The sequence below is a fragment of the Stutzerimonas sp. C6.4V genome (assembly GCF_058536345.1).
Genome location: NZ_JBZUBM010000001.1, coordinates 1 through 12,254 on the forward strand (window position 1 = coordinate 1; position 12,254 = coordinate 12,254).

9 protein-coding genes and 2 riboswitches are annotated in these 12,254 nt (G+C 65.8%); of the genes, 6 read left to right on the top strand and 3 right to left on the bottom strand.

Translation table 11 applies throughout. From position 1 onward, the window contains the following. Positions 1–2,155 (top strand): ATP-dependent helicase HrpB (gene hrpB, locus AC4LFW_RS00005; RefSeq protein ID WP_491816794.1); only part of this gene is annotated, 2,155 nt, incomplete at its 5' end. A 30-nt stretch (positions 2,156–2,185) separates the two neighbouring features. Here the strand turns inward: hrpB and cobM are convergent. Next, a complete protein-coding gene (gene cobM, locus AC4LFW_RS00010) occupies positions 2,186–2,941 on the bottom strand; it encodes a precorrin-4 C(11)-methyltransferase (RefSeq protein ID WP_491816795.1) in 756 nt (251 codons plus the stop codon). 11 nt (positions 2,942–2,952) lie between these two features. After that, positions 2,953–3,396 carry a cobalamin biosynthesis protein gene (locus AC4LFW_RS00015; protein WP_491816796.1) on the bottom strand — a complete coding sequence of 148 codons (444 nt, stop codon included), beginning with the start codon at positions 3,394–3,396 and terminating at the stop codon, positions 2,953–2,955. A gap of 119 nt (positions 3,397–3,515) precedes the next feature. Then, positions 3,516–3,734: riboswitch (cobalamin riboswitch) on the top strand. Between the two features lie 95 nt (positions 3,735–3,829). Between AC4LFW_RS00015 and cobW the strand changes: the two genes are divergently transcribed. From cobW to cobF, 5 genes are all read left to right on the top strand, one after another. Then, positions 3,830–4,885, top strand: coding sequence for a cobalamin biosynthesis protein CobW (gene cobW, locus AC4LFW_RS00020; RefSeq protein WP_491816797.1), 1,056 nt, complete (start codon positions 3,830–3,832; stop codon positions 4,883–4,885). 6 nt (positions 4,886–4,891) lie between these two features. After that, entirely contained in the window at positions 4,892–8,623 is a 3,732-nt protein-coding gene (gene cobN, locus AC4LFW_RS00025; protein ID WP_491816798.1) for a cobaltochelatase subunit CobN, read from the top strand. Between the two features lie 219 nt (positions 8,624–8,842). Next, positions 8,843–9,856, top strand: a complete 1,014-nt coding sequence (locus AC4LFW_RS00030) for a magnesium chelatase ATPase subunit I (RefSeq protein WP_491816799.1) — start codon at positions 8,843–8,845, stop codon at positions 9,854–9,856. A gap of 2 nt (positions 9,857–9,858) precedes the next feature. Next, the gene (locus AC4LFW_RS00035; RefSeq protein ID WP_491820073.1) at positions 9,859–10,527 is read left to right on the top strand and encodes a vWA domain-containing protein; all 669 of its coding nucleotides are present in this window, start codon (positions 9,859–9,861) and stop codon (positions 10,525–10,527) included. Positions 10,528–10,551: 24 nt separating this feature from the next. Then, complete coding sequence (gene cobF, locus AC4LFW_RS00040; protein ID WP_491816800.1) at positions 10,552–11,322, top strand: precorrin-6A synthase (deacetylating); 771 nt, start codon at positions 10,552–10,554, stop codon at positions 11,320–11,322. A gap of 24 nt (positions 11,323–11,346) precedes the next feature. Here cobF and AC4LFW_RS00045 read toward each other — a convergent pair whose 3' ends face one another. Further along, positions 11,347–11,997 carry an energy-coupling factor ABC transporter permease gene (locus AC4LFW_RS00045; RefSeq protein WP_491816801.1) on the bottom strand — a complete coding sequence of 217 codons (651 nt, stop codon included), beginning with the start codon at positions 11,995–11,997 and terminating at the stop codon, positions 11,347–11,349. Positions 11,998–12,033: 36 nt separating this feature from the next. Then, a riboswitch (cobalamin riboswitch) is annotated at positions 12,034–12,232 on the bottom strand. Positions 12,233–12,254: the final 22 nt, after the last annotated feature.

A 12,254-nucleotide genomic window follows, 5' to 3' on the forward strand; every position in this document is an offset into this window, starting at 1 on the left:
CAAAATGCGTGAGCGCAGCCTGGATGCCGATCTGGCGCTGGCGCTGACGCTCAATGCCCGTCAGCTGCTGCGCGATGAACCGCTCAAGTTATTGCTAATGTCCGCCACGCTCGAAGGCGCGCGCCTGTCGAGCCTGCTCGGCGACGCCCCCGTGGTGCGCAGTGAAGGGCGTATGTATCCGGTGGCTCAGCGCTGGGGTCGCCCATTCCAGCCGGGTGAGCGAATCGAGCCGCGTGTGGTGCAGACCGTGCTGCAGGCGCTCGATGAGGAGCCAGGCAGCGTGCTGGTCTTCCTGCCGGGGCAGGCCGAAATCCGCCGAGTGAATGACATGCTCGCCGAGCAGCTGGCGGATCGGGGTGAAGTGATGCTCTGCCCGCTGCACGGTGAACTGGACTTGCAGGCCCAACGTGCGGCCATCGACCCTGCGCCGGCCGGCAGGCGCAAGGTGGTGCTGGCAACCAACATTGCCGAGACCAGCCTCACCATCGAGGGCGTGCGCGTGGTGGTGGACGCCGGGCTGGCGCGGGTGCCGCGCTTTGATCCCGGCAGCGGTATGACGCGGCTGGAGACCCGTCGCATCTCCCGCGCCTCGGCAACCCAGCGCGCCGGCCGTGCCGGGCGTCTGGAACCGGGCGCGTGCTATCGGCTGTGGTCGGAGGACCAGCACGCGCAACTGGCCGCCTATGGCGATGCGGAAATCCTTCAGGCGGATCTCGCCGGCGTGGCCTTGCAACTGGCGCGCTGGGGAACCGAGCCCGATGAACTCGCCTGGCTGGACATGCCACCGGCTGCAGCTTACCGGCAGGCGCAGGATCTTTTGGAACGGCTGGGTGCGCTCTGCCGCAGTGCGCGTGGCGGCTGGCAACTGACTGCTCACGGCCAGGCCATGGCCGAACTGCCCGCGCATCCGCGGATTGCCCATCTGTTATTGCGCGGTCAGGCGTTGGGGCTCGCGCCGTTGGCGGCCGATCTCGCCGCGCTGCTGGTCGAGCGTGACATCCAGTCCGGCGGCCAGCGGGGCGGCGCCGATATTTCTACCCGACTTGGAATGCTCGACGGCAGCGCAGGCCGGCATGCCGGTGCGCAACGGGTGCGCCAGCTCGCCCGGCAATTTCGAGGATTGCTGCGTGGGCCTTCGGCGCCGGCCCCGGTGGATGCGTCCGACCACCGGTGGCACGGCGCGCTGTTGGCGTTCGCATACCCCGACCGGATTGCCCGGCAACGCCGTGATGGCGGTGGCGAATACCGCCTGGCCAACGGTCGCGCGGCGGTATTCGGTGAGCCGGATGCCTTGATGAAGGAACCCTGGCTGGTGATCGCCGAACTGGGCAGCCGTCAGGGCCAGCGCGAGGAACGCATCTACCGCGCTGCGGCGCTGGACGCTGCGCTGTTCGACGAGGTGCTGGCTGAGCAGGTCAGCCAGCGTGACGAGCTGGAATGGGACGAGCGTGAGGGCGTGCTGCGCGCCGAGCGTCAGCGGCGTGTCGGTGAGCTGATACTCAGCCGTGAGCCCTTGCCGGGGTTGGATGACGAAGCGCGTGGCCGCGCCTTGCTCGGGCTGGTGCGGCGCAAGGGGCTGGAGTTGCTGCCATGGACACCGGAGCTGCGCCAATGGCAGGCGCGGATCGGCCTGCTCAGGCAGCTCGATCTGCGCACGGGCGAATCGAGCGAATGGCCTGACGTCAGCGACATGGCGTTGCTGGAACGACTCGAAGAGTGGCTTTTGCCCTATCTCGGCAAGGTCTCGCGGCTGGCGCACTTCGCCGGGCTCGACCTGCAGGGCATGCTCGCGACCCTATTGCCCTGGCCGCTGCCGCAGCGCCTCGACGAGCTGGCGCCGGTCGCCATCGCCGTGCCGTCCGGCTCTCGAATTCGGCTCGATTACAGTGAGTCACCACCGGTACTGGCGGTGCGCTTGCAGGAGCTGTTCGGGCTGGCCGATACGCCACGCATCGCCGGCGGGCGCCAGGTGGTGAAGCTGCATCTGCTGTCGCCCGCGCGTCGTCCGGTGCAGGTGACACAGGATCTGGCCAGCTTCTGGGCCAACACCTACATCGAGGTGAAGAAGGACCTGAAAGGTCGGTATCCCAAGCATTACTGGCCCGACGACCCCCTGGTCGCCGAGCCGACGGCGCGGGTGAAGCCGCGCAAATAGCCCGCCGGGTTTTGCCGGCGAACGAAACGCTCAGTCTCTCGGCGCGCGGTAGAGGTGCCGGGTGTCCACGTTGTACAGCGCCGAATCGGCGAAGGCTTCGGCGGTCAGCACCCGGCCAACGAGAATCAGTGCAGTCCGGCGAAATCCCTTCTCGTCCACCTTGGCCTCTATGTCCGCCAGCGTGCCCATCACCCAGTCCTGATCGGGCCAGCTGGCGCGGTGCACCACGGCGATGGGGCAATCCGCGCCGTAATGCGGCAACAGCTCGGCCACGATGCGCGACAGATGCTGCACGCCAAGGTGAATGGCCATGGTCGCGCCATGCCGGGCCAGGTCATGCAGTTCCTCGCCGGGCGGCATGTCCGACTTGGTGGCGTAGCGCGTCAGGATCAGTGTCTGGGAGACCTGCGGCAGTGTCAGTTCGACGTCCAGCAGCGCGGCGCAGGCCGCCGTCGCGGTCACACCTGGGATGATCTGAAAGGCGATGCCGAGCCGGCGCAGATGACGGATCTGCTCGCCGATAGCGCCGTAAAGCGACGGGTCGCCCGAATGCACGCGCGCAACGTCCTGGCCCTTGGCGTCGGCCTGTTGGATCAGCGCGATGATTTCATCCAGATGCAGCTCTGCCGTGTTGATGACTTGCTCGGCGCTATGTCCTTCGAGCACGGCGGCAGGAACCAGCGAGCCGGCGTAGAGAATGACCGGACAGCTGCGCACCAGACGCTGGCCTTTGACGGTGATCAGTTCGGGATCGCCAGGGCCGGCGCCGATGAAATAGACGGTCATGCAAACTCCAATCAGGGAAGGCGGGCGACAGCCAGCGCGCAGGTCGCACTGGCGGAACGCAGCTTGGCGCCGAGCAGTCGAGCTTTCTGGCCGGTCCGCTCGGCCTGGGCAAGCGCGCTGGCCTCGGCAACCCCGGCACTGCCGGTGAGCTGCTTGCTGAGCGATGAAGCGCCACTGAGCGCGCCATCATAAGGTGCGAGCTGCTCGGCTGACAGCCAAACCAGGGGCAATCGCAGGTGCCCGGCCAGTTCCAGCAGCCCCGTTTCGGCTGCTTTATGGGCGCTGCTTGCCAGGCAGTCGATTGCACTGAGCGCAAGGTCATGCTGCTGCAGCACGCGGTGGAGAAGTTGTTCGAGCTCAGCCCGGCTGCAACCCCGGCGGCATCCCAGGCCTGCGACATGCAGGGCTCGGCTTGGCAGCGGGGAGAGAGGGCGTAGGGCGCTATCGGGCGGCATGACAGCTGACGGCTTCCGGGACTGCAAGCAATGCTCGCGGTCGGGTGAAAAAGGGGTGCAAGAACATCACGTGCTTTCCCGAGCGTCAACCGGGCGATTGACCCGCCCCCGGCCTCTGCGTAGCCTTCACGCGTCGAGGTTCTCTGGCGCTGCCAGAGCTAAGAGGGAACACGGAAAAGCCGTGGCTGCCCCCGCAACTGTAAGCGACTTGACCCCGGGTGTGCGTTGTCGAGCACACCAGCCACTGCGCAGGGCGCGGGAAGGCGAGGGTAATTGGCCGACGCATCGTGCGTCGCCCGGTCGTGAGCCAGGAGACCTGCCTCGCTACACATTTGCAACCGGGCGGGGTGCTCCGGTGGTGCTTGATGGCGCACGTCGCCACAAAAGTGTCCGCCTGCCTGCTCATCTTTTTTTCGATGCTTGCAGGGCCGCGATGAAAACCCTTTCCAAACTCCCCGTCACCATCGTCACCGGCTTTCTCGGTGCCGGCAAAACCACCTTGCTGCGTCACATGCTGGCCAATGCCGAAGGGCGGCGGATCGCCGTTATCGTCAACGAGTTCGGCGAGCTGGGCATCGATGGTGAGATCCTCAAGCAGTGCTCCATCGGCTGCAGCGAAGAAGAGGCCAACGGCCGCGTTTTCGAACTGGCCAACGGCTGCCTCTGCTGCACCGTTCAGGAAGAGTTCTTCCCAGTCATGCGCGAGCTGGTGGCGCGCCGGGGCGACCTTGACCATATCCTCATCGAAACCTCGGGCCTGGCCCTGCCCAAGCCGCTGGTGCAGGCCTTCAACTGGCCGGAAATCCGTAACGCCTGCACGGTCGATGCGGTAATCACGGTGGTCGACAGCCCCGCTGTGGCGGCCGGCACCTTTGCCGCCTTCCCCGAGCAGGTCGATGCCCAGCGCAAGCTCGATCCCAATCTCGATCACGAATCACCGCTGCACGAACTGTTCGCCGACCAGCTGGCCAGCGCCGACCTGGTGATACTCAACAAGGCTGACCTGCTGTCACGAGACGCCTTGGCCGCCGTCCGGGCTGAAGTGGCCGAGGAATTGCCCGAAGCGGTCAAGGTCATCGAGGCCCACGGCGGCGAGCTGCCACTCGGTGTGCTGCTTGGCCTGGATTGCGAAACCGAGCTGCACATCGACGGGCGCAAGACCCATCACGATCTCGAAGACCACGAAGAACACGACCACGATGTCTTCGACTCCTTCGCGGTCGAGTTGCCGGAAGTCGCCGAGGACAAGCTGCTGCAGGCGCTTAAGGAGGCCGTGGTCAAGCACGGCATCCTGCGCATCAAGGGCTTCGCCGCGATTCCCGGCAAGCCCATGCGCCTGTTGCTGCAGGGCGTGGGGCAGCGCTTCGACAAGCACTTCGACCGTCCCTGGCAGGCCGGGGAAGCGCGCACCACGAGGCTGGTCATCATCGGGCAATCCCTCGAGCAATCGCTGATTGACGCCGAACTGAACGCGGCATTGGCGGGCTGACCGGCCGTGCATCTGCTGCGCACCCAGCCCGGCCAGCAATTGCCGGCCGACAGCATCGCCGACCTGGGCCAGACGCCTGGCGAGATCGTCGTGCTGTGCACGGGTGATTCGCACCTGTCGCTGCTGGCCGAGGTGGCCGGGCAGTTGCCCGAGGATTATCCCAGCCTGCGGTTGGCGAGCCCGGCGCAGCTGGGCAACAACGCCTCGATCGATTTCTACGTCGAGCAGGTGCTGCAGCACGCCAAGGTCATCCTGATTTCCGTACACGGTGGCGTCAGTTACTGGCGCTACGGGGTCGAGCGATTGGTGGAGCTGGGCGAGCGCGGTGCGAAGATCATCATGGTGCCGGGCGATGACAGCCCTGACCCCGAACTGAGCGAGCTCGGCAACGTTCCGGCCGAGGATAGCCATCGGCTGTGGCAGTTCCTGCGCCAGGGTGGTGTGGACAATGCGCGCCAGTTCTATCACTGCATCGCCAGCCGCTGGCTGGGTCGTGACTATGCCTGGCGCGAGCCCGAGGCGCTGGCGCGGGTGGCGATCTATCACCCGCATCGTCCATCCGCGACGCTGGCTGACTGGCAGCGCGATTGGCAGACGGATGCGCCGGTGGTCGGGTTGATCTTCTACCGCACGCAGGTTCAGGCGGCCAACACCGGCTTTATCGATACCTTCTGCGAGCGGTTGCAAGCGCAAGGGCTCAATCCGCTGCCCATCGCCGTGGCCAGCCTGAAGGAGGCCGCGTGCCTCGCGCAGGTCGAAAACTGGCTGGAGCAGAGCGGCGCCGCGGTGATCATCAATACCACCGGTTTTGCCCAGTCCAGCCCGGACGCGCCGAACCTGCGACCCTTCCGGCTGGACATTCCAGTGCTGCAAGCCATCTGCGCCCTGGACAACCACGAGCAGTGGCAGGCCAACGCGCAGGGGCTGGGCTCTCGGGACCTGGCGATGCATATCGTGCTGCCGGAGCTGGACGGCCGGCTGATTACCCGGCCCATCAGCTTCAAGGGCCTGGCCTGGCGCAGCGAGCGCAGCCAGAGCGACGTGATCTGCTACCAGCCGCATCTGCCAGGCATGGACCACGTGGCCGAATTGGCCTGGCGCTGGGCGCGGCTGGCGCGCCTGCCAAATGCTGACAAGCGAGTCGCCCTCATCCTCGCCAACTATCCGACCCGCGATGGCCGGATCGGCAATGGGGTCGGGTTGGATACGCCAGCCGCTGCGCTGAACATCCTCCGCGCGCTGCAGGCGCAGGGCTATCCGGTGGCCGATCTGCCCGAGAGCGGCACCGCGCTGATTCATCAGCTGCTGGGCGGCGTCACCAACGACCTCGACAACCTGGATATGCGGCCCTGTGCCCAAAGCCTGGCGCTCGAGGAATACCGGGCGTTCTTCGAACGGTTGCCTGTCGCCAACCAGCAGGCCGTGACCGAGCGCTGGGGCACGCCCGAGCTGGACCCAATGTATCGTGCCGGTCGGCTGATGATCGCCGGGCTGCGCTTCGGTTCGACCTTCGTTGGCATCCAACCGGCGCGCGGCTATCAGTTGGACGTGGCGGCGATGTACCACGATCCCGATCTGGTACCGCCCCACGGCTACCTCGCGTTCTACGCCTGGCTGCGCACGCGCTACGCCGCCGATGCAGTAATCCATGTCGGCAAGCACGGCAATCTCGAATGGCTGCCGGGCAAGAGCGTCGGCCTCTCCAATGAATGCTGGCCGGACGTGGTGCTCGGCCCGCTGCCGAATATTTACCCCTTCATCGTCAACGATCCGGGCGAAGGGGCCCAGGCCAAGCGGCGTACCCAGGCGGTGATCATCGACCACCTGATGCCGCCGTTGACCCGTGCCGAAAGTTACGGCCCGCTGCGTGACATCGAGCGCCTGGCCGACGAGTACTACGAAGCCAGCCAGCTCGATTTGCGCCGGGCGGCCGAGCTGCGCAGCGAGATCCTGGTGCTGGTGCGCGAGGCCAATCTGGATCGCGAGCTGGGGCTGCAGTTGAGTGACGACCCCAACAGCTGGCTGCCACAGCTCGATGCCTATCTCTGTGATCTGAAGGAGTCGCAGATCCGCGATGGCCTGCATGTGTTCGGCGAGTCGCCCGAAGGACAGCTGCGGCGCGACACCCTGCTTGCGCTGCTGCGCATTCCCCGAGGCAACGGGATAGGGGCCAACGCCAGCCTGTTGCGGGCACTGGCCGATGATCTGGGATTGGATTTCGACCCCATCAACTGTGACATGGCCGCGTCCTGGCTGGGGCCGCGGCCCGAGGTGCTACAGCGCTGCGATGCCAGCCTCTGGCGCACCGCGGGCGATACGCGTGAGCGGCTCGAGCTGCTGGCGCTGAAGCTGATCGAAAGCGAATCCGCGGGCGTCGGGTCCGCCAGCCGAGCGGTGCTGCAGCAGCTTCGTGAGCATGTCGCGCCCTTGCTCGATGGCTGTGGCATGGGCGAAATGACCGGTTTGCTGGCCGCGCTGCAAGGCCGCTTCGTCTCTGCCGGCCCCAGCGGCGCGCCGAGTCGCGGACGCCTCGATGTGTTGCCCACGGGCCGCAACTTCTTCACCGTCGACGTGCGCAACCTGCCCACCCCCACCGCCTGGCGCATCGGGTTGCAAGCCACCGAGCGCTTGCTCGAACGGCATATGCAGGATCACGGCGATTACCTGCGGCAACTCGGACTGTCGATGTGGGGCACCGCGACCATGCGCACCGGCGGTGACGACATGGCGCAGGCGATGGCATTGCTTGGCGTACGCCCGGTCTGGCAGTCAGGAAGCGGCCGTCTGGAGCGCTTGGAAATCGTGCCGCTCGAAGAGTTGGGTCGGCCACGGGTGGACGTCACGCTGCGGGTTTCCGGTTTTTTCCGCGACGCCTTCGCCAACCTGATCCGCCTCTTCGACGAGGCGGTGCAGGCGGTGGCCGATCTCGACGAGCCGGAAGACATGAACCCGCTTTCTGCGCGGGTCTGGCGCGAATCGCTCCAATTGGAAGACAGCGGCCTCGACGAGGCCGAGGCGCGGCGTCAGGCCGGTTGGCGAGTGTTCGGCTCGATGCCCGGTGCCTACGGCGCAGGCGTGCAGAACGTCATCGACGACCGCCGCTGGCAGAGCCGTGAGGATCTGGCCGAGGTCTATCTGAACTGGGGCGGCTATGCCTACGGCAAGGATGACGAAGGCGTACCGGCACGGGCGCGCTTCGCCGAGAGGCTGCAACAGGTCCAAGCGGTGCTGCAGAACCAGGACAATCGCGAGCACGACATTCTCGATTCCAACGACTACTACCAGTTCCAGGGCGGCATGCTGGCCGCCGCCGAAACTCTGCGTAGCGGCTCGGTCGCGAGCTACCACGGCGACAACAGCCAGCCGGACAACCCGCGGATTCGCAGCCTCAAGGAGGAGCTTGGACGCGTGGTGCGTTCGCGTGCGGCCAACCCGAAGTGGATCACCGGCATGAAACGGCACGGCTACAAGGGCGCCTTCGAACTGGCGGCCACGGTGGATTACCTGTTCGCCTTCGACGCCACCACCGGGCTGATCGATGATCACCAATACGCCCTGTTGGCCGATGCCTACGTGCTGGACAGCGACACCCGTGAGTTCATCCAGCAGCACAACCCCGAGGCCCTGCGGGACATCCTCGAGCGCCTGCTGGAAGCTCAGCAGCGCGGACTGTGGCAAGAGCCCGGTGACTATCAGGAAGCGCTGGAAAACCTGCTGATCGACAGCGAGGAATCATGAGAAGGCGCATTTCCTTCGACGAACTGGAGTGGGTCAGCCGCGAGTCTCGGTTGCCCTTCGCCACCATGAAATCGACGTGGCGTAACCTGCCATCGGTGCGGCGCGTTCCCTCGTTTGGTGGGTTACGCGGCGCGCCACAATCGCCAGGTTGTCGTCGTTCGGCGTCCTGCGCCGCTAACCCACCCTACGTACTGCTCTACACCCCTACGGATGCCTGCCATGCACGATAGCCATTTCCCCCTTGCTGCCATCGTAGGCGCCGACGATCTCAAGCTGGCCCTGTGCCTGGCGGCAATCGATCCGGCGATTGGCGGCGTACTGATCGAAGGCCCGCGCGGCATGGCCAAATCGACCCTGGCGCGGGGGCTGGCGGACCTGTTGCCGAGCGGCCAGTTCGTCACCTTGCCTTTGGGCGCCAATGAGGAACGCATCGTCGGCTCGCTGGATCTCGATGCAGCTCTGGGTGAAGGGCGCGCCGAGTTCTCCCCGGGCTTACTGGCCAAGGCCGATGGGGGAGTGCTCTATGTCGACGAGGTCAATCTGTTGCCGGATCACCTGGTCGACCTATTGCTCGATGCGGCGGCCAGCGGTGTCAACCATGTGGAGCGGGACGGTGTTTCCCATCGGCACGCGTCGCGCTTCGTGCTTATCGGCACCATGAACATCGAGGAGGGGGAGCTGCGTCCGCAGCTGCTCGACCGCTTCGGCTTCAATGTTGCGCTGGATGCGCGGCCACAGCCTGAACAGCGCGCAGAAATCATGCGCCGCCGGCTGGACTTTGATGCCGACCCCCAACGCTTTATGGCCACTTGGTCGGAGGAGCAGGGCGCATTGCGGGCGCGTTGTCAGCAAGCGCGGGCGAGGCTGGGCGATATCCCGCTGGACGAGGCGGCGCTGGAGCAGATCAGTCAACGTTGCTTTGATGCACACGTAGATGGACTGCGAGCGGACCTGGTCTGGCTGCGCGCCAGTCGCGCCCATGCCGCCTGGCGTGGCTCGGTACGCATCGAGGCCGAGGACATCGATGCGGTGGCCGCGTTTGTGCTGCGTCACCGGCAGCAGCAGGCAACGCCGCCTTCACTGCCGCAGCAGCCGTCACAGCAGCCACAAGCCAAGGAAGACGCTGGTGCTGCTCAGAATGATCAGGGTGCGGGCGACTGGGGGCAGCTGCCGCCTCAGACTCAACCTGTGGGTGCTCGGCGTGAACCGCCTCGCTGGGCAAAAAAGCCCTGAGCATCCGCCCACGCGGCGCCTCCGGCGCGGATGCACGAGCAGTACCGGGTAGCCTGAACGGTGGCCGGCAGGGCGCCAGTCGCAGCGGCGCATCTGGGCGGGTCGACTGGGCGGCTACCTTCCTGCTCAATGGCCGGCCGCAGCGCCGGGATGAGCTCGTCCTGAGGCCGCGCAGCCGGCGGGCAAGCGAACTGTGGCTGGTCATCGTCGATGCCTCGGGCTCGACCCGCCGCCATGGCGCGCTGAGCAAGGCCAAGGGGCTGCTCGGTGAGCTGTTCGAACAGGCCCGGCGGCAACGTGTGCGTCTGGCGCTGTTGCAGGCCAACGGAATGCATGCCGATTGGGTGTGGCCGGGGCGCAAGGTCGCGACGGCACAGCAGCAATGGTTGGCCGAGCTTGGGGCTGGCGGCGGCACGCCGCTGCTGGATGCACTGCAGCAGGCGGCCGACTGGCAGCGCCGCCGCAAGCGGCACAAACCCGCCGAGGAGCACCGACTGCTGATCCTCACCGATGGCCGTCTGCGTGAGTCGATAGCGCTGGAACTCAGTCTCTGCCCGGCCGTGCTGGTGGACATCGAAAGCGCGCCGATCCGCCTGGGTCGCGCACGTCAGCTGGCTGAACAACTGGGCGCGGAGTATCGGCACATCGATACACTCGCGACTCTGGACTAAAACAAGCGCAATGGAGCCAAACCCATGAAGACCCTATTGATCATCGGCATAGGCGCGGGCGACCCCGATTTCATGACGGTGCAGGCGATCAAGGCGCTGAACCGCGTCGACGTGTTTTTCCTGATGGACAAGGGCGCCTCCAAGGATTCGCTCATCCATCTGCGCAAGCACATTTGCGAGCGCTTCATCGAAAAGCCGGGGTATCGCTTCGTCGAAGCCGAGTGCCCCGAGCGCGCTCGGGGTGTCGCCGACTACCGGGCCAGCGTCGTCGACCTCAATCAGGACAAGCAGCGGGTGTTCGAGCAGATGATTCACCACGAGCTGGCCGCGGGTGAGGTGGGCGGCTTCTTGGTCTGGGGCGATCCCGCCCTGTACGACAGCACGCTGCGAATCGTCGAGGACATCGTGCAGGCCAGCCCGGAGCCGATCAGCTATGAAGTGATTCCCGGCATCACCAGCCTGCAGGCGCTGGCGGCCCGGCATAAGGTCTGCTTCAACAGCATCGGCCAGGCGTTTCAGGTCACCCCCGCGCGGCGCCTGGCCGAGGGTTTCCCCGCCGGGCTGGACAGCGTGCTGGTGATGCTCGATGCGCAGGACACCTGGATGCGTTTCGCCGATCAGCCCATGGATATCTACTGGGGCGCATACGTCGGCACCCCGGATGAAGTGCTGATCGCGGGAAGAATCGGGGAGGTGGCAGAGCAGATCCGCCAGACCCGCGCCGAACTGCGCGAGCGGCATGGCTGGATCATGGACAGCTATTTGTTGCGTCGCCGCAGCGCTGACGAGCTTTGATCGTCAGCGCCGGGCAGTTTTGAATCAGGCGGTGGCGAGGTTTTTAACCGTGGTGAAGCGGCTGATCAGCGGCTTGTCCGCGTAGCGCTTGAGCGTGCGCACGACCACGCAGGTGAACAGCGGCTCGAGCAGTACCAGCGGCAGGTAGGACACGGCGAACATCGCCCAATTCTGCAGCGGTGTGGGCTCGTTACCCAGCGACAGCCAGAAGCCCACCATCAGCACCACGCCGCCGTAGAAGGCGGCGTCGAACTTGACCACTTCGGCCCAGCGAATCACGCGCCCGCCTTCGGCGAAGAAATGCCGGCCGAGCAGGCCATGGGCGGCGATCAGCGGCAGGATCAGCGACAGCGAATTGACCGCCAGATGCACCAGGTCGGTCGGCTCGAACAGCAGCCCTTGCAGCAGCAGACCGATGGCGAAGCCGAACAGGGTCGGCACGAAGCCGAAGATCACATACACCGCCGACGCCCCCACGAAGTGCAGCTCCGAGGCGCCGACTGGCATGTGGAAGACCTCCATGAAGATGGAGAAGAACAGCGCGGCGAGCAGGGTCTTGATCCAGATGTCCGGGCGCCACATCAGCTTGGGCAGGAACACGGCCAGTGTGGAAACAGCAGCAGCATTGGCAAACAGGATTTTCGCGGCGTTGAGTACGCCAGGTTCGATGTGCATCGTTCTCCCTCCGAGGGATGCGGGTTGAAAGGCGCCGGGATCGGCACGCTGATGGCAGGTCTCCTGGCTCACGGGTCAATGTGCACCTGCGTCTTCCCAGCCGGTCAGGCCAGTGACTTCATTGCAGGTGAACTCGCCGTTCACAGTTGCGGGGGCAGCGCAGGAATGGCCCGTGGGCGTACCTGCTTCCCTCTTTCCTCTGCCTTTGGGGCAGAACCATCGAGCGCCGCTAGGGTAATGGGTTTAGCTGCATTCGG